The sequence below is a fragment of the Enterobacter cloacae complex sp. 402C9 genome, assembly GCF_050030745.1.
In the GTDB taxonomy this organism is placed as follows: domain Bacteria; phylum Pseudomonadota; class Gammaproteobacteria; order Enterobacterales; family Enterobacteriaceae; genus Enterobacter; species Enterobacter intestinihominis.
Genome location: NZ_JBLGUW010000001.1, coordinates 2797126 through 2820271 on the forward strand (window position 1 = coordinate 2797126; position 23146 = coordinate 2820271).

The following is a 23146-nucleotide window of genomic DNA, read 5'->3' on the forward strand; positions in this document are numbered from 1 at the left end:
CTATCACCTCGGATTGGCTGGTGGCGATGTTGGAACGGCAGCCGAAGGGACGGCCCCAGGCTGTTTTAAATCGTCCAGTGACTCATTCTGACTTTCGGCGTTTTCATGCAGGATGGCCTGCTCCGCCTGCTGGTTCAGCACTAAAAGACTGATACGACGGTTGATGGCGTCATCCGGTCCGCGGTCGGTCAGGCGCATGGTTGCAGCCATGCCGACCACGCGCAGGACCTTGCCATCATCAAGCCCACCCGCCACCAGCTCGCGACGCGAGGCGTTGGCGCGATCGGCAGAAAGCTCCCAGTTGCTGTATCCCTTCTCTCCCGTGGCGTACGGGAAATCATCCGTGTGACCGGAGAGGCTAACGCGGTTCGGAATGCCGTTCAGCACCGGTGCAATCGCGCGCAGAATATCGCGCATGTAGGGCTCCACGTCGGCACTGCCGGTTTTGAACATCGGTCGGTTCTGGCTGTCGATGATTTGAATACGCAGCCCTTCCTGCACCAGGTCAATTTTCAGATGCGGACGCAGCGCGCGCAATTTAGGGTCCGCCTCAATCAGCTGATCCAGGTCACCGCGCAGTTTTTTCAGGCGCGCCTGCTCCATCCGTTTTTTCAGCTCGTCGATGTTAGGCTGTTTTTTCACTTCGCCCTGCTGCTGGGTGTAATCGTCACCGCCGCCGGGGATCGGGCTGTCGCTGTTCGATATGCGCGGCCCGCCGGTGACCGCCGTCGCCAGCGGTGTTCTGAAATATTCCGCAATCTGAATAAGCTCTTTCGGGCTGGAGATGGAGATCAGCCACATCACCAGAAAGAAGGCCATCATGGCGGTCATAAAATCGGCGTACGCGATCTTCCATGAGCCGTGAGAACCGTGCCCGTGCCCCTTATGCTTGCGTTTTTTTACGATGACGATCGGATGGGACTGGTTTTTCATGCGTCCTCAGTTGTCGTCTGTTGGTTGGGGTTTTTCACCGCGCGCACGTGTTCTTCAAGCTCGATAAACGACGGACGCTCGCTGGAGTACAGCGTTTTACGGCCAAATTCGACGGCGATCGGTGGTGCGTAACCGTTGAGGTTGGAGAGCAGCGTGATCTTCACGCACTGCATCATTTTGGTGGTTTCCGCGCTCTTTTGACGCAGCACGCTCGCCAGCGGGGAGATAAAACCGTACGCCAGCAAGATACCGAGGAAAGTCCCGACCATCGCGTGGGCAATCAGGGCGCCCAGTTCAGCCGCCGGACGATCCGCCGAGGCCAGCGCGTGAACCACCCCCATCACCGCCGCAACGATACCAAACGCCGGAAGCGAGTCGCCCACCAGCGCCAGGCTGTTGGCTGGCACTTCAGATTCGCTTTCGTGGGTTTCGATCTCTTCGTCCATCAGGGCTTCAATTTCGAAGGTGTTCATGTTGCCGCTGATGATCAGTCGCAGGTAATCGACGATAAAATCGAGCATCATCGCGTCAGCCAGAATACGCGGGTAGCTGGCGAAAATTTCGCTCTCTTTCGGGTTTTCAATGTCCCGCTCCAGCGAGAACATTCCTTGCTGACGTGACTTCGCCATCAGGCGATAGAGCAGCGCCAGAAGATCCATATACATGCTTTTGGTGTATTTCGAGCGACAAAACAGCAGCGGAATCGCCTTCAGCGTGCCCTTGATCGATTTACCGTTGTTACCAACGATAAAAGCCCCTACCCCTGCACCGCCGATGATGACAAGTTCAGCCGGTTGATAGAGTGCTCCAAGGTGCCCGCCGGTCATCATGTAACCGCCGAAAACTGTACCGAGAACTACCAGGTAACCTAATAAGATAAGCACGACATCATCCTTCCGCTAGTGACTATGGCAGGACGTTCATTTCGAGCGCGTGACCTGAACGCAGGGTAAAAAAAAGCAGCGGTAATCGCTTACCGCTGCTGGAATCTTGCCCACAGGTTCGGGTTAAACAGCGTGTTCGATCTGTTCATCCAGCAGTTGTGGAATAATATCGGCAGCATCCCGGGAAAGTTTACGTCTTTTTACGGCTCGGGATGGAGGCTGGCATAAACTACAGGCGAAGCTGCCCGCAGGCTGGTGCGCGTGGGTAATAAAATTGCCGTCACAGCAGTTGCAGCGCGACAATTCAAGCATTCCGCTTTCAACAAAACGCACCAGCGTCCAGGCGCGGGTCAGCGCCAGCAGGGGTCCCTGTTCCTGCTGCGGGCATTGCTCAAGGTAAAGTTTGTAGGCTTTAATCACGGCATCCACGCCGCTGCATAAGCCCGTTTTAAGCAGGTACTGCCAGGCGTTACAGAACATGGAAGCATGGATGTTCTGCTCCCAGGTCATGAACCAGTCAGTCGAAAACGGCAGCATACCTTTTGGCGGTGGGCTACCACGCAATTCTTTATACAGCTTGATCAAACGACCACGGCTCAGTTGCGTCTCGCTTTCCAGCATTTGTAAACGCGCACCCAGCGTGATGAGTTCCATTGCCAGCTGGATATCACGGGCTTCCTGAACAATGCTTTTTTCGCTCATTGTTAAGCCCTTTTCTTCCGGGCTACGTCGTCAGGCTGGCTGATTTCGTTGAGCAGGCGGGTGGAGAGAAGAATACCGGTGTGAATCTGTTGCAGATCGTCCACGCGGGATTCCTGAGTCAGACGCGTAATGGTCTGCGGGTTATCGAAACGGAACTGGCAGACAAGCTGATTGGTTTCAGCCAGCTTGACCATCTGCGGAAGTGTTAATCCCCCCAGCATGGTTGCCATCTCTTCGTTAACACCCAGACGAAACATCGCTGACGGTTTGTCCTGACTAATCAAACGCTGCGCGAGCAATAAATACGACAAATTGATGTCGTAAATATGTTTTAGCAACTCGGATGTATGCATTTTTCCCATCCCGAATAACCAACTATTATTTTTATGCGGAAAGACCGCACCCCGTGATGTCGCCGGGAAATCACCCGGTATAAAAAGAAAAGGCCAAATGCATAGTTGAATTTAGGTTTGTACGTCGTAAAGCGCGTGACCGGTTAACATGGCCAAAATGTCGGTTACACATTTTATCTTTTCTTACAAATAACTAAGATTTTTCCTAATTCGACGCAAACTCTACTCGTCAGTTTTGACACATACAATGCAGCCCCCCCCTGGAATTTAAAAAAAATGTGATCTGCGTCACATAATTTACGCGAATGTAACCCATAAATCCATCAGCGTGACTTGTAATTTGGGTGTTTTTTATCCAACCCAAGCTTGTTTATATTCTTCAGGAACGAATACTCATGCATCCGGACGGGGGAATTGGGTCTGGGAAATGTAAAGACAGGGCAAATCCGCATTGATCTGCTATGGGGAAAACTTCACGTTGAAACTACCATTAATTAATAAAGTAAAAACAGTAGGTTAACGCTGGCAACACAAAAATCAGTTTCGTTGCGTAACGATCTACGCCGGGTTGATGATGAGTTAAGGCGAGTTAACCACCTGGAAGGGAAAATGTGTAATTTACGTTAAGCTGTTAATTTTTTTCATTTAGGCCATCTTTTCAGTTATTCTTCTTATAAGAATAATTAATGAATAATTATGATAAGCTTCACACTAATGACGCATTCACCTCTTGCAGTAATGACATTTTCGCGGTAAAGCTGGGGAAACTTGTCATTCTGACATCAAAGGAGTGCGTGATGAGTTACTCCCATCTGCTTGTTTCAGTTGCTGTTTCTCCCGAAAGCCACCAGCTTGTCGCCCGAGCCGTATCCATCGCCCGCCCCGCCAATGCCCGCATCAGCCTGATCACGCTGGCCGCGGAACCCGAAATGTATAATCAGCTGGCTGCGCCGATGCTGGAAGATATACGTGAGGTATTGCAGGAGGAAACGCACCAATTCCTGCAAGAGTTGGTGGAGAGGGCAGACTATCCGATTCATCAGACCGTTATCGCGACCGGTGAATTAAGCGCGCATATACTCGACATCTGTCAGAAAGAGAATATTGACCTGGTTATTTGCGGAAATCATAACCAGAGTTTTTTTTCTCGTGCGGCATGCTCGGCAAAATCTATCGTTTCGTCAAGCCAGGTTGATGTCCTGCTGGTACCTCTTGGGGGCAATTAATGCCCCCGGAGAAAATCAGGCGAGTTTAGGGAAGGTCGCGATCTTTTTTTGCAGATCACCTTCCTGACTTTGCGGCTGGATCGCGCGCAAATCGTCAATAAAACGCGCCTGCCAGCGGTTAATATCATTCTTCATGATGGTCTCCATCATTTCCGAATGGCGTGAAATACGTTCCGCAAGCGGCATAGTTAACGCACGGTTCAGGGCATTTGCCACGTCATCGCGATCGTAAGGGTTTACAATCAGCGCTGAGGTTAACTCGTTTGCCGCACCGGCAAATTGAGACAGCACCAGCACACCCGGGTCAGCAGGATCTTGTGCTGCAACATACTCTTTTGCCACCAGATTCATCCCGTCGCGTAGGGGCGTGACCAGCTCGACGTCCGCATAGCGGAACACTTTCATCAGAATTTTGCGCTCAAAGTGCTGATTCAAATAGAAAAGTGGTGTCCAGCCAAGCTGCCCGTAGCGCCCGTTGATGCGCCCTGCTTCGGTCTCAAGCTGGTGACGGATATCCTGATAGGCCTGAACCTCACCGCGTGAGGTCGGCGCTATCTGGGTATAACGAATCTTGCCGTGATGCTGCGGGAATTTTTCCAGCAGGGTTTCGTACGCGAGGAATCGCTCCGGCAACCCTTTGGAATAATCAAGTCGTTCAACCGAAAAGATATTCTTAACGTGCTTGAGTTCATCCTTAAGCTGGGCAAGCTTCGGAGGCAATGGACCGGAGGCCTGCTCGGCAATTTCGTCTGGCTCAATACCAATCGGGTAGACCTCGGTATGGAAATTACGTCCCCACGCGGTGTGAGATTTGCCGCCGTGAGTGACCAGTCGGGTTTTACCGGACACGCTGTCGAGGAAGGCCAGCCTGTCGTTTTCCGTCTGGAAACCGAGCAGGTCGTAATCGGACAGCGCCTCAAGGATCTCTTCATGCTGCGGCAGTGCCGTGAAAATCTCCGGCGTCGGGAAAGGAATGTGCAGGAAAAAACCGATTCGGTTATTCACACCACGTTTTCGCAGCTCTCTGGCGAAAGGCAGCAGATGGTAGTCGTGGATCCATAAAATATCGTCTTCTTCGATCAGCGGCAGCAGTTTATCTGCCAGCAGCGCATTAACGCGCATATAGCCTTCATAGGATTCACGCTGGAATTTCACCAGGTCCAGACGATAGTGAAACGCTGGCCACAGCACGGCGTTTGAGAACTCGGAATAATATTCATCATAGTCCTTCTCACTGAGTGCGAAGGAAGCCCACGTGATATTGCCCCGTGACACCTTTTTAAGCGGTTTCTCATCATTACTGATTTCCCCGCTCCAGCCAAACCAGAGTCCACCCGCGGCTTTGAGGGCACCTAATACCCCGACCGCCAGGCCACCGGCACTGGCTTTTTTATCATCCGGCGGTGCGATGCGATTAGAGACGACGACTAAGCGACCCATAATGATTTCTCCCGTTGTTTTGCGCTATTTGTTGTTGTTGCTGGTTAGCGACATCAGATATCCACTGCCAGACGCTGGCGACGTTTTCCAGCCGCCATCCGGCAACGGTTTCACCCGGCCCTACCTTGACAGACATGCCACTGGCCTGGTTTACCACGCTGAACCCGGCCTCATCGGTCAGGTCATCCCCAAAAAATACTGGCGTACGCCCTTTAAACGGCGCTTCCGCCATAAACGCTGCAATGGCAGCGCCTTTATTAATTCCTGCTGGTTTAATCTCGACCACACATTTACCCGGCTGTAACGCCAGCTCCGGATGGGCTTCCGCCACGCTTCTTGCTACCGAAAAGATCGCCGCCTCATGGTGAGGCGCCTGACGGTAGTGCAGCGCAAAGGCCATGCCTTTGGCTTCCAGTTCCGTACCGGGAAGCAGTTCCAGAGCAGAAGAGAGTTGCGCATGCAGCGCCTGAACCAGCGTATCGGGGAGTGAAACTATATGCAGTTGATCATGGATATCGCGGCGCTCCGCTCCGTGCACACCGGCCAGCGGAAAGTGATAGGGACTGGCGAGCACATCCAGCTCGGCCATTGAGCGCCCTGAAATCAATGCCAGTGCCCCCTCGTTCTGTCGGGAGAGCTGCTGCAAATTCTCTAACACCAGATCCGGTACAACGACGTCGTCAGGATGCGGTTCAATTCCGGCGAGCGTCCCGTCGAGGTCAAAAAAGAAAGCAAATTTTCCGGGCAGTACAGGCGGTGCGGTTAACAAGTCAGCCACCCTAATCCTCCTTACAGTGAACAAAACAGCCATGTAAGTATAGACAGTGTGACGGCGCTCGCCATTTAGCAACCGGCCCGTCAGCATAACTGGCGGGCCGGTCAGTGGGTCAACTATGGTTAATAGTTGAGCAGATAAGTGGCTAAAAATAAATCAGACGGTACGCTTAGCTTTTTGCTTGTAACGGTCGAAGATCACTGCTGCCAGCAGGATCAGGCCGCGGACGACGTACTGAGAGAACGGAGAAATATTAAGCAGGTTCATGGCGTTCTCCACGGTCCCCAGAATCAGGATCCCCGCCACCACATATGAGATTTTTCCGATGCCGCCCTTGAGGGATACTCCCCCCAATACGCAGGCTGAAATGACAATCAGCTCATAACCGATAGAGGTCATTGGCTGGCCGCTGGTCATACGCGACGCCAGAATAATCCCCGCCGCTGCCGACACCAGCCCGGAAAGCACAAAGATAATGATCTTGGTCCGTACGACCGGGACACCCGCCAGACGCGCCGCTTCCTCGTTCCCGCCAATCGCCAGGGTATTACGACCAAAGGTGGTGCGGTTAAGCAGGAAACCAAACAGGATCAGACAGGCTACCGTCAGCCAGATAGGCGCAGGCAAGCCCAGCCAGTTGGCATAGCCCAGCGTAAAGAAGCGCTCGTCTTCAATCCCCACCGCCTTACCGTCGGAGATGATATAGGCCAGACCGCGCACGATTTGCATGGTCGCAAGCGTCGTGATCAGGGCGTTAATCTTCAGGCGCGCAATCACAAAGCCGTTCACCAGACCGCTCAGCACGCCGAGCATCAGCCCCGCCAGCACGCCGATCCACAGGCTTTCGGTCATATTGATCACCACGGCAGTGGTGACCCCGGCACAGGCAATCACCGAGGCGACCGACAGGTCAAAATCGCCGGAGGCCAGGCATAATAGCATTCCGCAGGCCACCATGCCGGACATGGAGATGGCCAGCCCCAGCCCCTTCATGTTGATGAAGGTCGCGAAGTTTGGCACAAAAATCGCGCACGCAACGAACAGGGCGGCAAAAACCACCAGCATGCCGTACTGGTCCCAGATGCGGCCAAAACTGAAAGCCGACTTCGGCGCTCCGGATGTAGTAACAGAGGACATCATTGACTCCTTACTCAGGCGACAGCCTGGCTAACTTTAGGCATGGCGAGACTCAACGCCTGTTGTTCATTCGCCTGTTCATGCAGCAATTCACCGGCAATTTCGCCTTCACGCATCACTACAATGCGGTCAGCGACGCCCAGCACCTCGGGCAGATCGCTGGAGGCGAACAGCACCGCCACGCCGCGTTTTGCCAGCTCATAGATGACGTTATAGATTTCGTGTTTCGCCCCCACGTCGATACCGCGCGTTGGTTCATCCAGCAAAATGACCTTCATGTCTTCCGACAGCCAGCGCCCCAGAATGGCTTTTTGCTGGTTGCCGCCGGACAGGTTCATGATCAGCTGTTCAGCCCCGGGAGTTTTGATGTTCAGCGAACGGATATGGTGATCAGCGTTGCGCGCCTCCCACCCGTCGTTAATCAGACATCCCGCGCGGATGAACTTGCGCCGGGCAGAGATGTTGATGTTGTCGCGCACCGAGTGCACTGGAATAATGCCTTCGGCCTTTCGATCCTCCGGACAGAGCATGATGCCCGCGTTAATCGCCTGCGCAGGCTTCTGTATATCGACCTTTTTCCCGTCGACGAAGACCTGGCCCTGGGTAATACGCGTCCCGCCAAACAGCCCTTTCATCAGCTCGCTGCGCCCTGCCCCCACAAGGCCAAACAGCCCGACGATTTCGCCGCTGCGCACCGAGAGTGAAATAGGTGTGCGCACGCCTGGGGCTTTAACGCTATCCAGACGCAGACGCTCAGGGCCGTACTCGCGCGGCTTCCAGTGGTAAATATCCCCCAGATCGCGCCCGACCATCGCCTGCACCAGCTGGTCATGATTGACCTGCTGCATATCGGTGAAGGTGCGCACGTAGCGGCCATCCTTAAACACGGTGATGGCATCGCTTAAGGCAAAAATTTCTTCCATACGGTGGGAGACGTACAGAATGATGCGGCCCTCTTTGCGCAGCTCGCGGATCACGCGAAAGAGGTTTTCAATTTCACGCGCCGAGAGCGAGCTGGTTGGCTCGTCAAAAGCGATGATCTTGGCGTTACGCGCCAGCGCTTTGGCAATTTCCACCATCTGCCACTGGCCGATGGAGAGATACTTGAGGGGCGTTTGTGGATCGACATCCAGCCCAAGGTGCCTGAGTTGCAAGCCCGCTTCATAGTTGAGCAGCGAGCGGTTGACCACGCCGCTTTTATGCGGAAGCTGGCCCAGGTAGATGTTCTCCGCCACGGTCATTTCAGGAATGAGATGCAGCTCCTGATAGATGATGGCGACGCCCGCGTTTAACGCTGCCGTGGTATCGGCAAAGGCCACCTCTTCGCCGCGAATGGCCAGCGTGCCGGTGGTGGGCGTGTAGTTGCCGCTGAGAATTTTTAGCAGCGTGGATTTTCCCGCGCCGTTCTCCCCCATCAGGGCATGAACCTGGCCGGCATAGCAGTCGAAGCTGATATCGGTCAGCGCGTTTACGCCGGGGAATGTTTTACCGATGCCGCGGAAAGAGAGATACGGATCAGACTGTTGCATAACGACTCCGTGATTCCTGTAGTGTGTACGTCAGGCCCCTCACGGCGTGTGAGGGGCGCAATCACAGCGTATTACTTACCGCCCAGTCCTTTTTTCGCCAGCTCCTCTTTGAAATTATCGCGGGTGATCAGCACCACATCGGTTACTTCGATGAATTTCGGCGGCTCAACCCCCTTGGTCACCCAGTTGTAAAGCATTTCGCTGGATTTATAGCCGTGGACATCCGGGCTTGGCAGCAGAGAGCCGTAGAAGCCGGTCGCCTGCGCTTTAGACAGTTCGCTCACGGCGTCCACGCCGTTGATGCCGATCCCGATAATGTCCGGTGCTTTAAAGCCCTGGCCTTCCGTTGCACGCACGCCGCCCAGCACGGTGTTATCGTTCATCCCCACCACCAGCCAGTGTTTCACCTCCGGATGCTGGACGAGCATGGAGTTCGCCGCATCAAAGGCGCCCGGGATATCATTGGATTTGGTCGGGACTTTGTAGATTTGTTTTTCCGGGAAGCCAGCCGCTTTTAGGGCGTCCATTGAGCCCGTGGTACGACGACGGGCGGTATCCAGCTCGTCAGCGGTAATCGCCATCACGGCGGTCTCTTTTACATCCCAGCCGCGTTTTTGCATCTCTTTATAGAGCTCCTGGCCCTGACGCTCGCCGATTTTGGTGGCCGCCATCATCACCAGCGGAACGGTATCCATCGGTTTGCCTTTGGCATTCACGAACTGATCGTCCACCGCAATCACTTTCATGTCATAACCGCGCGCTTTCGCGGCAATCGCTGAACCCAGCTTTGGATCCGGCGTACAGATAACGAAACCTTTCGCGCCGCTCGCCGCCAGGCTATCAATGGCGTTAAGCGTTTTCTCGCCGTCAGGTACGGCGATTTTAATTACCTCAAATCCCAAATCTTTTCCGGCTTTATCAGCAAATTTCCATTCGGTCTGGAACCACGGTTCTTCCGGCTGTTTAACCAGAAAACCGAGCTTTAAATTTTCAGCGATAGCGGATTGTGACATAACGGCAGCCAGGCCGATGGCCGCCAGCGCTTTAGTAAATTTGTGCATGGTAAACTCCAGCTTTAGCATTCTTATCTGTAGGGAATAATGGCGAACAACTTATTTAATCGGACTTAAAACAAGGCATTAGCGCTTACCTCGTTATAAGCGTTATTGCTGGAGATAGTTTTAGCGGGAAATTAATCATCCATAAGAGAGCGACATCACACCGCAGAATTACAGTAATTGCGTACATAAATTCAGCGAAAAATGACATAAAAAAGGACGTAATTGTCCTACAAATGGAAAGGAGTTAAGCAGGATTATCCATAAGGTCAGCTAAGTAATCCCTGTAACCCGGACGCCTTAGCGTCCGGCAGAAAATTTACCAGCGGTAATAGATGTGTTCAGCATGATCGCGCACGGGGGCATCGTCGCCCAACAGACGCGCAGAGAGCGTCAGCGCAAAGTCAAAAGCGTGCCCCAGCCCCTTGCCGCTGATGAGGTTGTTATCCTCCACGACCGGCGCATCCACATATACTCCATCATCAACGGTCTGCCACAGATCGCCGGAACAGACGTAGCGCCGCCCCTTCAGTAGCCCGTTTGCGCCCAGCACCCGCGCAGCCGCAGAGCAGATCGGGCAGATGAGTTTGCCGTGCTCGTCATGCGCGGAAACAAAGCGGATCACCTCCTGGTTAGCCGCCAGATTGATACTCCCCTGCGGCCCACCGGGTAACACGACCGCGTCATACAGCCTATTAAAACGTTCCGTTAAGGTACTGTCAGCCACCATGGGGATATTGTGGTAACTCACTACCGCACGGGACTCCGCGCAGGCCAGCGTTTCCACCTCAATCTGCAAGCGACGCAGGATATCAACTATGATAATCGCTTCTGCTTCTTCAAAACCAGGTGCCAGCAGCACCGCAACTTTTGTCATCATAAACCCCTACAAGTGAAAAGATATAAAACATCGTTTCATTTTCCAGATTTGTTAGATAACAATCTTACGACGCGATCACAGAACCGTATATTGCGGGAAAATTGATTTAGCTCAAATTTGCTACAGCAGGATATATTTGCAGTTATTATTTCTGATTTAACACTTTCACAGAATTTCCCGCCACAGAAGGTTTCCTGAAACGATAAAAATGGGAAGCACTGATTTTAATATCATTAAAAACATAAAGATAAAAAATATTTTATCTCGCCACCTGTTTTCTGTTCTGCGCTATATTTAAATTTGTAATGTATGGTAAACACAGCCCAACTAAGAGTTTTCTTAATTCAAAGAGAAGCGTATGCTTATTTAAATCGAACACAGGACGTGAATTTTCGAGTTTGTTTACCTTGCAGAAATCTTTTTCTGTTATTCAATTGTCAGTACCTGCCGGGTCAGGTTTCGTAGCGGACCATCAAGTCCCACAGTCAATAAGGATATGAGTATGACTACCCAAACGATGATGCAAAAACTGAATGCCCAGATGAACCTGGAGTTTTATGCTTCAAATCTGCATCTGCATTTGAGCGCCTGGTGTTCCAGAAAAAGCCTCAACGGCACTGCCACCTTCTTTCGTACTCAGGCGCAAAGTAACGTCACGCACATGATGCGTGTCTTTAACTTTTTGAAAGCCATCGGCGCCAATCCCACAGTCAAAGAGCTTGAAACGATTGAAGATAATTACTCCTCTCTGGAGGAACTGTTCCAGAAAACGCTTGAAGAGTATGAGCAACGCTGTACGAAGCTGAACAAGCTGGCCGATGAAGCCAAAGCGCAACAGGACATCATTACCCTCAAGTTTTTACGTGATATGGACAGAGAACAGCAGCAGGATGGCATGCTGCTGAAAACGCTCGCAGACGAAATCCGCAACGCGAAACGCGCGGGGATCTGTCTGGAGCAGACGGACCGCCATCTTCTCGACATAGCTACCGTGCAACACCACTAAGTTCCTTCACCCGCTCCCGTCAGGGCTGAGAGTTCCCCACAAAATAATGCCTGCACAGACGGCCCCCTCTCCCTTGAGGGAGAGGGCTGGGGTGAGGGGGAACATACGGCTCTGGTGGTCATTCCGTTCACTTTATGTTCCTTGCTACTCTGTCACGGCATAACCGGTGAACGTGCCAGGGTGGCTCAGTCGCCACCACCCTGGCGACCCGGGCTTCCGGCGGAAAATCGCCGCTTCGCGGTACCTTCGGCTTATTCCTTCCGGCTTATCGGGGACGGGCGGAGGTAACATCCCTGTAAAGCCCGCCCTCTCGGCGCATCCCTGCGCCTCGCCCCGGCCTACAGGAAACGCCTCAGCGATTTACAGCCGGACCGAGGCATCGCTGAAAGCCTTCAGTTATTCTGAAGGCAACGTTATCGCTTTTGCTTTCAAATTACTGGGGATCCCTCAGCCCGTCAGGGAGTGGGTGCCAACTCCCTGCTTTTGCTGACATTTAACAAATCAGATCTTGCTCCCAATGAATAACCACACATCGTGTAATGATTTGTTTAATTACATTCATTAACGAGGGAGCATCATGATCACCATTGAGTTTATTGTCATTATCCTCTGCCTGCTGGTAGGTACCCGCTTCGGCGGGATGGGCCTGGGGCTGATAAGCGGCATCGGCCTGTTTATTTTGAGTTTTGTCTTTGGTCTGCAACCCGGTAAACCGCCGGTTGACGTGATGCTCACGATCCTCGCCGTCATCGGCTGCGCGGCAACACTACAGACCGCCGGTGGCCTGAACGTGATGATGCAATTCGCAGAGCGCCTGCTGCGAAAACATCCCCAGCACATCACCCTTCTCGCGCCGTTTACCACCTGGATGTTGACCTTTCTCTGCGGGACCGGCCACGTCGTCTACACTATGTTTCCCATTATCGCGGATATCGCCCTGAAAAAAGGCATTCGCCCGGAACGGCCGATGGCGGTGGCCTCGGTGGCCTCACAGATGGCGATCACCGCCTCCCCCGTTTCCGTGGCCGTCGTTTCGCTGGTCTCAATTCTGGGTGCGCAGAACGGTATCGGCCACGCGTGGGGGATCCTCGAAATCCTCGCCGTTTCCGTACCGGCCTCACTGTCTGGCGTCGCCATTGCGGCACTGTGGAGCCTGCGCCGGGGAAAAAACCTCGCAGACGATCCTGAATTTCAGGAAAAGCTGAAAGATCCGAAACAGCGGGAGTTTATCTATGGGGGAACGGAGACGTTGATGGATCAGCGTTTCCCTAAACAGGCCTACTTGTCAACGTGGATCTTCTTCGCCGGGATTGCCGTTGTGGTCCTGCTGGGTGCGTTGCCCGAGTTGCGTCCGGCGTTTGAGATCAAAGGCAAAATGACGGCCCTGTCGATGAACCTTGTTATTCAAATGATGATGCTTATTGCCGGGGCCATCATGCTGATGACCTGTAAGGTTAATGCGTCGGCCATTTCAAACGGAGCGGTATTTAAGGCGGGGATGGTCGCCATCTTCTCGGTGTTTGGCGTGGCATGGATGAGCGATACCTTTTTCCAGGCGCATCTCGACGAACTGAAAATGGCACTGGAGGGGGTAGTGAAGAGTCATCCCTGGACGTATGCCATCGTGTTGTTTCTGGTGTCGAAACTGGTCAACAGCCAGGCCGCGGCCTTAACCGCAGTCGCCCCGATGGGGTTGATGTTAGGCATCGATCCGAAAATGCTGGTGGCCTTCTTCCCGGCCTCCTACGGCTACTTTGTGCTGCCCACCTATCCGAGCGATCTGGCCTGTATTGGATTCGATCGCTCCGGCACCACCCGCATCGGTAAATTCATCATCAACCACAGCTTTATTCTGCCGGGTCTGATTGGCGTCAGCTGTGCCTGCGTGGTGAGCTATCTGCTGGTGCAGACGTTCTTTTGAACCTTCTGCGGGCGACAGACTCTGTCGCCCTTCGACGTAAAATCAGAAAACGGTTTCTAATTTTAAAACATCGGTTTATTTTAATGTGACTCACCCTGCGGCGTGAAGCGCAGTTCAATCAGCGCGATCGCTTTCTGGATCGCGCGGAGCGTAACCGGATCCGCAGCAGCAGGATGATTGGTGAAATCGATGTTTTTTAGCTGGGTCGACATCTTTTCGCGTACCTCAACCGGCGCGATAACGTCAATCACATCAAGGATTTGTTTGATAACCAGCTGGCAGGCGACGACGTCAGATACCAGTTCCTGATCGGCGCTCAGGTTTTGTGACATGGGCTTCTCCTTATTCAAAGGCCGCCATAGTAGCAAAACAGACGCCCTTCCATCTCCCTCTCGTCGTCCGCAGACATAAAAAAACCTGCCGAAGCAGGTTTTTTTATCAGAACATCGCACCCGGTGGGACGTCTTTAAACGTTGTGCAGTAGTTAGCCCACATGCTTTTCAGGATTTTGCGCAGTTTCATTATGTTGCTCCAGTAACGTGTTATGCAGGTGTTATTATCAATACGCTTATAATATGACCGTCATCACAAAAATCAACCATTTTGTGACCTGCATCACGGTTAACAAACCCTCAGTGCTGCCGGTTTGTTAAAAAAAGGCACGATAAATCCGCACGTTACAGACTTATAAATTCCAGTAAATTTTTATAAAATTTTTTGAGCGGGCAGGAAGAGAATGAGTGAAAACGTATCCGGCAAAGAGAGCCATGGATTATCGCCTGCGGCACTGCTGGTGGCCGGTGCTTTCTTTATGGAGTTTCTGGACGGGACGGTGATCGCCACCGCATTGCCGGATATGTCAAAAAGCTTCGGCGTACAGGCCGTGGATCTGAATATCGGCATCAGCGCCTACCTGATCACCCTTGCCGTGCTGATCCCCGCCAGCGGCTGGATCGCCGACCGCTTCGGCGCGCGAAAAGTATTTGCCCTCGCGCTGGCGATCTTCACGCTGGCCTCGGTATTTTGCGGCCTGTCCACCACGCTCGAGGAGTTTGTCGCAATGCGCGTCTTCCAGGGCATGGGTGGCGCGCTGATGGTGCCTGTGGGTCGCCTGGCCGTGTTACGTACAACGCCAAAGCATCAGCTCATCACGGCAATCGCCACCCTGACGTGGCCTGCGCTGGTCGCGCCGATCATCGGCCCGCCGCTGGGCGGGTTCATTACAAGCTATGCCGACTGGCGCTGGATCTTCTTTATTAATGTGCCGCTGGGGATAATCGCCATTTTGCTGGCACTGCGAATCATTCCAGACCTGCATGAAGATACGCGCCGACCGTTTGATTTACCGGGTTTTGTGGTCACCACCCTTGCCATGGTGAGCCTGGTTTATGCGATGGAGTTGATGGGCGCAGAGCCTCTGCGGACAGGATTAACCGCCACGCTGTTTATCGTCGGTGTCGCCGCGTTGAGCCTGGCGCTGCGCCACTTTAAGCGGGCAACCTGGCCGATGATCAGGCTCGATGCGATGCAAGTGCCAACGTTTCGCGTCACCCTGTACGGCGGATCGCTGTTTCGCGCCTCCATCAGCGCGGTACCGTTCCTGTTACCGCTGATGTTCCAGGTCGGCTTTGGCATGGACGCGTTCCATTCTGGCCTGCTGGTGCTGGCCGTTTTCGTAGGCAATCTCACCATTAAACCGGCGACGACGCCCCTGATCCGCAGCCTGGGGTTTAAGCGGCTGTTGCTGATTAACGGTTCACTGAATGTCCTGGCGCTGCTGGCCTGCGCCTTTCTTACGCCGCAGACTCCTGTGTGGCTCGTCATGCTGATCCTCTATCTGGGTGGCGTTTTTCGTTCGATCCAGTTTACAGCCATCAGTACGCTGGCCTTTGCGGATGTACCCTCGGCGCAGATGAGCTATGCCAATACGCTGTTTTCAACCGCAACGCAGCTTGCCGTGGGACTTGGGATCACGCTCGGGGCAATTGGTATTCGTATCGGGGAAAAAGTCAGTGAGAAGATGGGGATTGCCGGCATGCCGGGAATGAGCTTCCGGCTGGCATTTGTGGCGATCGCGCTGATCTGCCTGGTGGGAATGGTTGACACGCTGCGTCTGACCAAAAATGCAGGCAGCGCGGTATCATCGAAAAAGTAAGGCTCTGTGCCGGGCGGGCAACGCACCGCCCGGCAAAGGAAATCAGCCAACAATACCGCGCACGAAGGCTTCGATCTCTTTGTCCTGGCAGTTCTCGAAGAAGCACTGCTGGAAGCGCTGGCCTGAGACGGCGGTTTTAACCAGCTCAGGATCGATTGCACGCAGGGTATCCAGATAGTTTTCTTTTACCACCGCCGCTTTCACCTGGTTCAGAATACCGGCGTTACGCACCTGCGGCTCCTTACGCTCTGGTGGATAGCCTTCGCCATTGCGTCCGGTAAACGCTTTCTCAAAGATAAAGCGTACGTTCAGTTCTGCTCCCCAGCCGAAGCCTTTCGCAAACGGCAGAGAAAGCGCGTTACCGTTGTTGATTTGCGCAAACAGGAAAGCATCCGCAGGATCGATGCAGTAACCGCAAATCACACCCGGATGGATGTTCAGGGACATTAACGCGCCCTGCCCGGTACCGCAGCCGGTGACAACAAAATCAACGGCTTTAGCGTTAAGCAGAATGCTCGCCATGATGCCCAGGTGAATATAAGTGAGATGATGATCGTTCTCATCACTCATACCGACGTTATAGACCGGGAAACCTTTCTCATCAGCAACGGCTTTCAGCTCATTAAGGATGATGGGATTCTTAGCGGCCTGGCTGTTTTCCATCATCAGTGCAATTTTCATCTTGTCTCTCCTGAATGCATGGCGGGCGATCCCGCTGTGGATACCTTTTCAACTTAACCTTACTATCAAACAAACGCACTTTCAAATTAAGTGAAAACTTGTTTTAAAAAACAAAGATGCGCTCACAATTTCGCGCGGTGGCCCGGCTCGTTGTACAGTGAAAGGGCAGATCCTCCGGCTATTCCGGCCATTGCGTCCCGTCGCGTTGGTTACAATGGCGTATTTCCCGTCACGCAGAGTGAAACATGAAACGTGTAATCATAGCCGGAACGATCCTGTTGCTCGCCGGGTGCAGCATCAACCGTCAGGCAGAAGTCAGTAGTACTGATGCCCCAAACGGAATTGTGCGCCTCGACTATGGCCAGACCATGCTCCAAAACGCCTGGTCTGATGACTATGTTAATAACGGTACGGCAACAAAGGCCTGCCAACGCATGGGCTACGCCTCCGCGTCAGCCTACGGGCAGCCGATTAAAACCTGCACCCTGATCAGCGGTTCACTCTGTCTGAACGAAAGTGTGACCATTCAGTATAAATGTCAGGGATATGCCGTTACCTCTTCCAGCCAGAATCCGTGGTATTAACCGCGACTGCCAGTCACGCTGGCAGTTTATTTAATAAGAACAAAAATAATTCTCATTAATAAATATAAATGGCGGCAATGCGTTTTATTCCCATTCGTATTTTTAATAAATAAATATTTATTTTACTTTTTGCAAATAATTAAATAACAAATTATAGTGTCGCTCATCGTGAACCAGAATTAATAAACCGGAGCTGCACCATGTTAAAAACTGAAATGATCGACAAGCTCAATGCGCAAATGAATCTTGAGCTATTTTCTTCCCTGCTTTATCAGCAGATGAGCGCCTGGTGCAGCTATCACAGCTTTGAAGGGGCTGCCGCCTTCCTGCGTCGTCATGCCCAGGAAGAGATGACGCACATGCAGCGTCTGTTTGATTACCTGACGGACACCGGCAGCCTGCCGCGCATTGATAACGTGGTATCGCCTTTCGCCGAGTACGGCTCTCTTGATGAACTGTTCCGTGCCACCTATGAGCACGAACAGCTGATCACCCAGAAAATAAATGAACTGGCTCATGCCGCCATGACCAGTCAGGATTATCCAACCTTTAATTTCCTTCAGTGGTATGTGGCTGAACAGCACGAAGAAGAGAAGCTGTTTAAATCCGTGCTGGATAAATTATCTCTGGCAGGTAAATCTGGGGAAGGTCTGTACTTCATTGATAAAGAGCTGTCGACGCTCGACACGCAGAATTAATAGAAAAGCGGTGCTGAGTTTTCAGCACCGCTTTATTCAATGACGGCAAATTTTACTTTCGTGCGTGGAAAATCCATCTGCTGCCGGAATGAATTTTCCGCGCGCCGCCAGAAACGCCACCAGCTCCGCGGCTGTCATTTCCGAAGCTGAACAGGTATGGAAACGCGCCGCTTCGCCAAAGCGGGCATGTATCGCCTCAACCAGACTCTCCTTCGTATAACGCTCACCTGACTCAATCATCATATTCAGCACGTCGTGTCCGTGAATTGACATCATTACCTCTCGCAAATAAAAAGCAGACTAAATGCTCCCTCCACGGCACGCTTTGCGCAGGCGCAGGTTCCCCCTTTCTTTTTGTAAATTAATCATTACACCCTATGTAACGGTGATTTGACGAGATGGTGCTTTTCCCTTACTCTGCGCCGCAGAATGAGTCGCGGTATGGAAGCGTTGTAGAGGAAAGCGTGAAGAACAGAACTCTGGGAAGTATTTTTATCGTCGCCGGAACGACAATTGGCGCAGGAATGTTGGCCATGCCGTTGGCTGCCGCCGGCGTCGGGTTTGGGGTTACCGTAGTGCTGCTGGGCGGTCTTTGGGCCCTGATGTGTTACACCGCGCTATTATTGCTGGAGGTATATCAACATGTCCCTGCCGATACCGGCTTAGGCTCCCTGGCTGCACGCTATCTTGGACGCTACGGGCAGTGGATCACCGGTTTCAGCATGATGTTCCTGATGTACGCGCTGACCGCCGCCTACATCAGCGGCGCCGGGGAGCTAATTGCGTCAAGTATCAATGACGGCTTCGGTGCGTCGCTTTCACCGGAAACAGGCGCCATTGTCTTTACGCTGATCGGTGGCGGTGTGGTTTGTGCGGGCACGTCGCTGGTCGATCTGTTTAACCGTTTTTTGTTCAGCGCCAAAATTCTCTTCCTTGTTGTGATGCTGGTGCTGCTGGCACCGCATGTGCACAAGGTTAACCTGCTCTCCCTCCCGCTGGAGAAAGGTCTGGCGCTTTCGGCCATCCCGGTGATTTTCACCTCTTTCGGTTTTCACGGCAGCGTGCCGAGCATCGTGAGTTATATGAACGGTGATATTCGCAAGCTGCGCCGCGTCTTTGTGATCGGCAGCGCCATTCCGTTGATTGCTTACCTGTTCTGGCAGCTGGTGACGCTGGGCAGTATTGATTCCACCACCTTTATCGGCCTGATGGCAGAGCATTCTGGTCTGAATGGATTCCTGGTTGCCCTGCGTAACGTAGTGGCCTCTTCACACGTGGAGCTGGCGGTACATCTGTTTGCAGACCTGGCGCTGGCAACCTCCTTCCTCGGCGTGGCGCTTGGCCTGTTTGACTATATGGCGGATCTGTTCCAGCGTCGCAATACCGTTGCCGGACGCTTACAGACGGGGGCGATGACCTTCCTGCCGCCGCTGGCCTTCGCGCTCTTTTATCCGCGCGGGTTTGTGATGGCGCTGGGGTATGCTGGCGTGGCGTTATCGGTACTGGCCCTGCTGCTGCCTTCCCTGCTGGCGTGGAAGAGCCGCCAGCAACATCCGCAGCAAGGATACCGCGTGGCGGGTGGTAAGCCGCTGCTGTGCGTGGTGTTTGGTTGTGGGGTGGTGATTATTCTGGTGCAGATTTTGATTGCAGCGGGGATGCTGCCGGAAGTGGGATAACTTATTTATACAGGTCCTGAGGTAGTGTTCCGTTCACCTTAAGATCAACAGAATATGATTTTTTCACAGCATGTGAACGGGATAAGGGGGCCGCCGCGGCCCCCTTATCAATCCCCGCGGCCCCGCGGAAAATCGGTGCTTCGCACTGCGCTCACCTCCCGACCATCTGCCTGCGGTCGGCTCAACTCGACATCCTGTCTCGATTCGCCTCTGGCCGCCATCCATGGCGTCCAGCCCTTGTCATCTGGTCTCCGGTTCGCCGATTTTAGCGGGGACTCAACACCCGTGCCCCATTCAGGCCACAGTAATTAATGATTTAATGCAGGCAGCAACTCTTAAACTTCTTCCCGCTCCCGCACGGACACGGATCGTTACGTCCCACCTTCGACCCGTTCACGATCGGCTTTTTCGCTTCCGACTGCTGCGGATTAGCCACCCAGTAGTTGTACAAACGCAGCGCCGCAGGCTGAATGCTCTCGATGCTGGCCATATACTCCTCTTCGGTCAGCGCATCCAGCTTCTCGCTGTTCTCTTCCGTTCCGTGCAGGGCAATCACCGCCAGATCCGCTTCCAGCGCTTCCGGCAAGGATGTCCAGTCCGTCAGCGCCACGCCGCGCATGTAGCCATAGCACCACTCTTCCACTACGGTATAGCTCTGACCGTCAACGTCGTTATAGCCAAACAGCGGTTCAAACTGATCCGGGTATTCGCTCAGGCGCTCGGCAATATCGTTCATGTGCTTAAAGCAGAGATCGATAAAACGGTTCATCTCACGATCGTTTTTCCAGCGTGGAATATACTTCTCACCACCCCATACCGCCACCAGCCAGGTGTCGGGCTCCACCACAACGGGACCGGAAAGTACTGCGGTAAGCATGCCGTCCAGTTCGGACACGTCAATCACGGATGCATCGTCGTGTCCGTAAGAGATTAATGTCTCTTCCAGCCACGCCATCTCGCTTTCATTTAATGGGCCTTCAGCCATTGCTGATACTCCTGATAAAAAAAACGATCCTGACATATATCGCCGCGCATGCCTATCTGAAGTTTAGGTCTTTATTGCTGCAAAAACGTGCAAATCGTGACCGTTGCACAACTTATGGGCTTTGTTGTTAAGGAGATGTGATCTCCGCTGTAAATTCATCTCATCCCGCAAAGGCGCATAAAACGGCGCTCTATACTCAACGTGTTGTGACCCGGTCAAGGGATTAACCATTCTGGCAACCTTTTTGCTTAATGTTCTGCGCGCTTCGCGGTGCGTGGGATCCTCGCCGTATTAAGCACGAGATTGCTTCTAAAGTGCATTTTGTTCTCGCTCTTGTTTTTGGATTTACGATGCCATCAGGCGTTCGGGTTTATACCTGGTGCAAAAACCTCTTTGCTAAGGAACATAATAATGTCGCTGAAATTTACCAAAACTCCCCTCTCCCTGTTGCTGGCCGGTTGTCTGGTGACGGCCTTTTCTGCACAGGCCGATATCGTGATCGGCGTGGCCGGGCCGTTCACAGGCCCGAACGCAACCTATGGCGATCAATACTGGCATGGCGCTACGCAGGCGGCGGAAGACATTAACGCCGCTGGCGGGATCAACGGTGAGAAAATCAAACTGGTTCAGGGCGATGACGCCTGCAAACCCAAACAGGCCGTTGCCGTCGCCAACCGCTTAGTCGATCAGGATAAAGTGAAAGCGGTCGTCGGCCACTTCTGCTCCTCGTCGACCATGCCCGCCTCCGAGGTCTATAGCGATGCCGGGATCCTCTCCATCACCCCCGGCTCAACGAACCCGCTTATTACCGAGCGGGGCATGAGCGATATGTTCCGCATGTGCGGACGTGACGACCAGCAGGGCCAGGTCGCCAGCGATTTTATTCTTGATAAGCTTAAAGCCAAACGGGTCGTCATCATCCACGATAAAGACACCTACGGTCAGGGGCTGGCGGACGCCACTAAAGCGGCGCTGGCGAAACGCGGCGTTAAGGATGTGATGTACGAAGGGTTGTCCCGTGGGGAGAAAGACTTTAACGCGCTGGTGACCAAAATTGGCGCACAAAAACCAGACGTGGTGTTCTTCGGGGGCTGTCACCCGGAAGCGGGCCCGCTGGTTCGCCAGATGCGTGAACAGGGCGTGCAGGCGAAGTTCTTCTCGGGAGACTGTATCGTCAATGAAGAGATGGTCACCGCCGCCGGTGGGGCGCAGTACACCAACGGTATTTACATGACCTTCGGTAAAGACCCGCGCCTGATCCCGGACGGAAAAGCCGTCATCGAGAAATTCCGCGCCGGTAAATTCGAACCAGAAGGATACACCCTCTACGCCTACGCGTCTGTGCAGGCTATCGCAGCGGCATTCAAGGCCACGAAAGGGACGGATTCCGCAAAAGCCAGCGAGTGGCTGAAGGCCAACCCTGTCGACACGGTGATGGGTAAAAAAGCCTGGGACAGCAAAGGTGACCTCAAAGTGTCTGACTACGTGGTCTACCAGTGGGACGACAAAGGCAAATATAAAGAAGTGCCATAACGGGACGGAATCTGCTCAACGCCGGCAGGTCTGACTGTCGGCGTAACCCTTTATTCAGGTGCGCGACCATGAGTACATTCTTCCTGCAACAATTAATTAATGGCTTAACGCTGGGTTCGGTCTATGGTCTTATCGCCATCGGCTACACCATGGTGTACGGCATCATCGGTATGATCAATTTCGCCCACGGCGAAGTGTATATGATCTCCGCCTATCTCTCGGCGATTGGCCTGGCCCTGCTGGCGTTTTTTGGACTCCACTCCTTTCCGCTGCTGATCCTGGGAACCCTGGTTTTCACCATCGTGGTCACCGGCGTTTATGGCTGGACGATTGAGCGCATCGCCTATAAGCCGCTACGCAATTCGACGCGTCTGGCGCCGCTGATTTCGGCCATCGGGATGTCGTTGATACTGCAAAACTACGTCCAGCTCAGCCAGGGCCCACGGCAGCAGGGCGTACCGACCATGCTGGATGGCGTGCTGCGTTTTCACCTCGGCGAAGGGTTTGTCCAGATAACCTATACCAAAGTCTTTATTCTCATCGCCTCGTTCGCGGGCATGCTGGTGCTGACCTGGATTATCAACCGTACCCGCTTAGGGCGCATGTGCCGTGCGGTGCAGCAGGATCGTAAGATGGCCTCCATTTTGGGTATCAACACCGACAGAATTATTTCGCTGGTGTTTGTTATCGGCGCAGCCATGGCCGGGCTGGCGGGCGTGCTGATCACCATGAATTACGGCACCTTTGATTTTTACGTCGGGTTCGTTATCGGCATCAAGGCCTTTACGGCGGCGGTGCTGGGCGGCATCGGCTCTCTGCCCGGTGCGATGCTTGGCGGGCTGATTCTGGGCGTCGCAGAAGCGCAATTCTCCGGGATGGTGAACTCGGATTATAAAGACGTGTTCTCGTTTGGATTGCTGGTATTAATCCTGATCTTCCGTCCTCAGGGGCTGCTGGGCCGCCCTGTCGTGGCTAAAGTGTAAGGAACAA

The 23146-nt window shown here is 53.3% G+C and carries 24 protein-coding genes; 9 read left to right on the plus strand and 15 right to left on the minus strand.

Annotated elements, in window-relative coordinates; genetic code table 11:
- Positions 1–3: 3 nt before the first annotated feature.
- The 4 genes from motB to flhD all read right to left on the minus strand — a co-directional run bounded on the left by motB (position 4) and on the right by flhD (position 2872).
- Entirely contained in the window at positions 4–933 is a 930-nt protein-coding gene (gene motB / locus ACQG1K_RS13350; RefSeq protein WP_022648511.1) for a flagellar motor protein MotB, read from the minus strand.
- On the minus strand, positions 930–1817 hold the full coding sequence (gene motA, locus ACQG1K_RS13355; protein ID WP_426720840.1) for a flagellar motor stator protein MotA: 888 nt from the start codon (positions 1815–1817) through the stop codon (positions 930–932). The genes motB and motA overlap by 4 nt, the downstream gene beginning before the upstream one ends.
- A gap of 123 nt (positions 1818–1940) precedes the next feature.
- The gene (flhC, locus tag ACQG1K_RS13360; protein ID WP_022648512.1) at positions 1941–2519 is read right to left on the minus strand and encodes a flagellar transcriptional regulator FlhC; all 579 of its coding nucleotides are present in this window, start codon (positions 2517–2519) and stop codon (positions 1941–1943) included.
- A 2-nt stretch (positions 2520–2521) separates the two neighbouring features.
- A complete protein-coding gene (gene flhD / locus ACQG1K_RS13365) occupies positions 2522–2872 on the minus strand; it encodes a flagellar transcriptional regulator FlhD (protein WP_003859693.1) in 351 nt (116 codons plus the stop codon).
- Between the two features lie 797 nt (positions 2873–3669).
- Here flhD and uspC point away from each other — a divergent pair.
- On the plus strand, positions 3670–4098 hold the full coding sequence (uspC, locus tag ACQG1K_RS13370) for a universal stress protein UspC (RefSeq protein WP_022648513.1): 429 nt from the start codon (positions 3670–3672) through the stop codon (positions 4096–4098).
- Between the two features lie 15 nt (positions 4099–4113).
- On the opposite strand, the gene otsA is transcribed toward uspC, so the two are convergent.
- The 6 genes from otsA to ACQG1K_RS13400 form a co-directional block, all read right to left on the minus strand.
- Positions 4114–5538, minus strand: a complete 1425-nt coding sequence (gene otsA / locus ACQG1K_RS13375) for an alpha,alpha-trehalose-phosphate synthase (protein WP_426720839.1) — start codon at positions 5536–5538, stop codon at positions 4114–4116.
- Positions 5513–6316, minus strand: coding sequence for a trehalose-phosphatase (otsB, locus tag ACQG1K_RS13380; RefSeq protein WP_022648515.1), 804 nt, complete (start codon positions 6314–6316; stop codon positions 5513–5515). Before otsB ends, otsA begins: the two co-directional genes overlap by 26 nt.
- Before the next feature lie 153 nt (positions 6317–6469).
- Complete coding sequence (gene araH, locus ACQG1K_RS13385) at positions 6470–7450, minus strand: L-arabinose ABC transporter permease AraH (RefSeq protein ID WP_367074269.1); 981 nt, start codon at positions 7448–7450, stop codon at positions 6470–6472.
- Between the two features lie 14 nt (positions 7451–7464).
- Positions 7465–8979 (minus strand): L-arabinose ABC transporter ATP-binding protein AraG, encoded by a 1515-nt coding sequence (araG, locus tag ACQG1K_RS13390; RefSeq protein WP_023300465.1) that lies wholly within the window; start codon positions 8977–8979, stop codon positions 7465–7467.
- 71 nt (positions 8980–9050) lie between these two features.
- Positions 9051–10040 carry an arabinose ABC transporter substrate-binding protein AraF gene (gene araF, locus ACQG1K_RS13395; RefSeq protein ID WP_426720838.1) on the minus strand — a complete coding sequence of 330 codons (990 nt, stop codon included), beginning with the start codon at positions 10038–10040 and terminating at the stop codon, positions 9051–9053.
- Between the two features lie 316 nt (positions 10041–10356).
- Entirely contained in the window at positions 10357–10914 is a 558-nt protein-coding gene (locus ACQG1K_RS13400; RefSeq protein ID WP_426721000.1) for a DJ-1/PfpI family protein, read from the minus strand.
- A gap of 505 nt (positions 10915–11419) precedes the next feature.
- Here ACQG1K_RS13400 and ACQG1K_RS13405 point away from each other — a divergent pair.
- Together ACQG1K_RS13405 and ACQG1K_RS13410 are read left to right on the plus strand one after the other, a co-directional pair.
- Positions 11420–11923 carry a non-heme ferritin-like protein gene (locus ACQG1K_RS13405; RefSeq protein WP_022648520.1) on the plus strand — a complete coding sequence of 168 codons (504 nt, stop codon included), beginning with the start codon at positions 11420–11422 and terminating at the stop codon, positions 11921–11923.
- Positions 11924–12500: 577 nt separating this feature from the next.
- Positions 12501–13844: an anaerobic C4-dicarboxylate transporter gene (locus tag ACQG1K_RS13410; RefSeq protein WP_023306499.1), complete on the plus strand. Its 1344-nt coding sequence runs from the start codon at positions 12501–12503 to the stop codon at positions 13842–13844.
- Between the two features lie 80 nt (positions 13845–13924).
- Here the strand turns inward: ACQG1K_RS13410 and ACQG1K_RS13415 are convergent, their stop codons facing one another.
- A complete protein-coding gene (locus ACQG1K_RS13415; protein ID WP_003859683.1) occupies positions 13925–14176 on the minus strand; it encodes a DUF2766 family protein in 252 nt (83 codons plus the stop codon).
- Between the two features lie 106 nt (positions 14177–14282).
- Entirely contained in the window at positions 14283–14366 is an 84-nt protein-coding gene (azuC, locus tag ACQG1K_RS13420; RefSeq protein ID WP_003859682.1) for a stress response protein AzuC, read from the minus strand.
- Between the two features lie 214 nt (positions 14367–14580).
- On the opposite strand from azuC, the gene ACQG1K_RS13425 reads away from it, so the two are divergent.
- Positions 14581–15999, plus strand: coding sequence for an MFS transporter (locus ACQG1K_RS13425; RefSeq protein WP_032624029.1), 1419 nt, complete (start codon positions 14581–14583; stop codon positions 15997–15999).
- A 42-nt stretch (positions 16000–16041) separates the two neighbouring features.
- Here the strand turns inward: ACQG1K_RS13425 and ACQG1K_RS13430 are convergent, their stop codons facing one another.
- Positions 16042–16680 (minus strand): RpiB/LacA/LacB family sugar-phosphate isomerase, encoded by a 639-nt coding sequence (locus ACQG1K_RS13430; RefSeq protein ID WP_003859680.1) that lies wholly within the window; start codon positions 16678–16680, stop codon positions 16042–16044.
- Between the two features lie 245 nt (positions 16681–16925).
- Between ACQG1K_RS13430 and yecR the strand changes: the two genes are divergently transcribed.
- Complete coding sequence (gene yecR, locus ACQG1K_RS13435; RefSeq protein ID WP_022648524.1) at positions 16926–17264, plus strand: YecR family lipoprotein; 339 nt, start codon at positions 16926–16928, stop codon at positions 17262–17264.
- Positions 17265–17464: 200 nt separating this feature from the next.
- On the plus strand, positions 17465–17962 hold the full coding sequence (gene ftnA, locus ACQG1K_RS13440; protein WP_022648525.1) for a non-heme ferritin: 498 nt from the start codon (positions 17465–17467) through the stop codon (positions 17960–17962).
- A 36-nt stretch (positions 17963–17998) separates the two neighbouring features.
- On the opposite strand, the gene ACQG1K_RS13445 is transcribed toward ftnA, so the two are convergent.
- The gene (locus ACQG1K_RS13445) at positions 17999–18238 is read right to left on the minus strand and encodes a YecH family metal-binding protein (RefSeq protein ID WP_032622412.1); all 240 of its coding nucleotides are present in this window, start codon (positions 18236–18238) and stop codon (positions 17999–18001) included.
- Between the two features lie 188 nt (positions 18239–18426).
- Between ACQG1K_RS13445 and tyrP the strand changes: the two genes are divergently transcribed.
- Positions 18427–19638: a tyrosine transporter TyrP gene (tyrP, locus tag ACQG1K_RS13450; RefSeq protein ID WP_032622450.1), complete on the plus strand. Its 1212-nt coding sequence runs from the start codon at positions 18427–18429 to the stop codon at positions 19636–19638.
- Between the two features lie 316 nt (positions 19639–19954).
- Here the strand turns inward: tyrP and ACQG1K_RS13455 are convergent, their stop codons facing one another.
- Entirely contained in the window at positions 19955–20623 is a 669-nt protein-coding gene (locus ACQG1K_RS13455; protein WP_063199226.1) for a YecA family protein, read from the minus strand.
- Positions 20624–21034: 411 nt separating this feature from the next.
- On the opposite strand from ACQG1K_RS13455, the gene ACQG1K_RS13460 reads away from it, so the two are divergent.
- Both ACQG1K_RS13460 and ACQG1K_RS13465 read left to right on the plus strand, forming a co-directional pair.
- Positions 21035–22156: a branched-chain amino acid ABC transporter substrate-binding protein gene (locus ACQG1K_RS13460; protein WP_367074263.1), complete on the plus strand. Its 1122-nt coding sequence runs from the start codon at positions 21035–21037 to the stop codon at positions 22154–22156.
- A gap of 68 nt (positions 22157–22224) precedes the next feature.
- Positions 22225–23139, plus strand: coding sequence for an ABC transporter permease subunit (locus tag ACQG1K_RS13465; protein ID WP_003859667.1), 915 nt, complete (start codon positions 22225–22227; stop codon positions 23137–23139).
- Positions 23140–23146 lie beyond the last annotated feature (7 nt).

Coding starts and splice junctions, on each gene's coding strand:
- ACQG1K_RS13430 (WP_003859680.1), bottom strand. CDS start 16,680: ATGAAAATTGCACTGATGATGGAAAACAGCCAGGCCGCTAAGAATCCC.
- araG (WP_023300465.1), bottom strand. CDS start 8,979: ATGCAACAGTCTGATCCGTATCTCTCTTTCCGCGGCATCGGTAAAACA.
- ACQG1K_RS13400 (WP_426721000.1), bottom strand. CDS start 10,914: ATGACAAAAGTTGCGGTGCTGCTGGCACCTGGTTTTGAAGAAGCAGAA.
- otsA (WP_426720839.1), bottom strand. CDS start 5,538: ATGGGTCGCTTAGTCGTCGTCTCTAATCGCATCGCACCGCCGGATGAT.
- ACQG1K_RS13455 (WP_063199226.1), bottom strand. CDS start 20,623: ATGGCTGAAGGCCCATTAAATGAAAGCGAGATGGCGTGGCTGGAAGAG.
- ftnA (WP_022648525.1), top strand. CDS start 17,465: ATGTTAAAAACTGAAATGATCGACAAGCTCAATGCGCAAATGAATCTT.
- flhC (WP_022648512.1), bottom strand. CDS start 2,519: ATGAGCGAAAAAAGCATTGTTCAGGAAGCCCGTGATATCCAGCTGGCA.
- motB (WP_022648511.1), bottom strand. CDS start 933: ATGAAAAACCAGTCCCATCCGATCGTCATCGTAAAAAAACGCAAGCAT.
- flhD (WP_003859693.1), bottom strand. CDS start 2,872: ATGCATACATCCGAGTTGCTAAAACATATTTACGACATCAATTTGTCG.
- ACQG1K_RS13465 (WP_003859667.1), top strand. CDS start 22,225: ATGAGTACATTCTTCCTGCAACAATTAATTAATGGCTTAACGCTGGGT.
- araH (WP_367074269.1), bottom strand. CDS start 7,450: ATGTCCTCTGTTACTACATCCGGAGCGCCGAAGTCGGCTTTCAGTTTT.
- ACQG1K_RS13410 (WP_023306499.1), top strand. CDS start 12,501: ATGATCACCATTGAGTTTATTGTCATTATCCTCTGCCTGCTGGTAGGT.
- araF (WP_426720838.1), bottom strand. CDS start 10,040: ATGCACAAATTTACTAAAGCGCTGGCGGCCATCGGCCTGGCTGCCGTT.
- azuC (WP_003859682.1), bottom strand. CDS start 14,366: ATGAAACTGCGCAAAATCCTGAAAAGCATGTGGGCTAACTACTGCACA.
- ACQG1K_RS13460 (WP_367074263.1), top strand. CDS start 21,035: ATGTCGCTGAAATTTACCAAAACTCCCCTCTCCCTGTTGCTGGCCGGT.
- ACQG1K_RS13445 (WP_032622412.1), bottom strand. CDS start 18,238: ATGATGTCAATTCACGGACACGACGTGCTGAATATGATGATTGAGTCA.
- ACQG1K_RS13415 (WP_003859683.1), bottom strand. CDS start 14,176: ATGTCACAAAACCTGAGCGCCGATCAGGAACTGGTATCTGACGTCGTC.
- yecR (WP_022648524.1), top strand. CDS start 16,926: ATGAAACGTGTAATCATAGCCGGAACGATCCTGTTGCTCGCCGGGTGC.
- ACQG1K_RS13425 (WP_032624029.1), top strand. CDS start 14,581: ATGAGTGAAAACGTATCCGGCAAAGAGAGCCATGGATTATCGCCTGCG.
- uspC (WP_022648513.1), top strand. CDS start 3,670: ATGAGTTACTCCCATCTGCTTGTTTCAGTTGCTGTTTCTCCCGAAAGC.
- ACQG1K_RS13405 (WP_022648520.1), top strand. CDS start 11,420: ATGACTACCCAAACGATGATGCAAAAACTGAATGCCCAGATGAACCTG.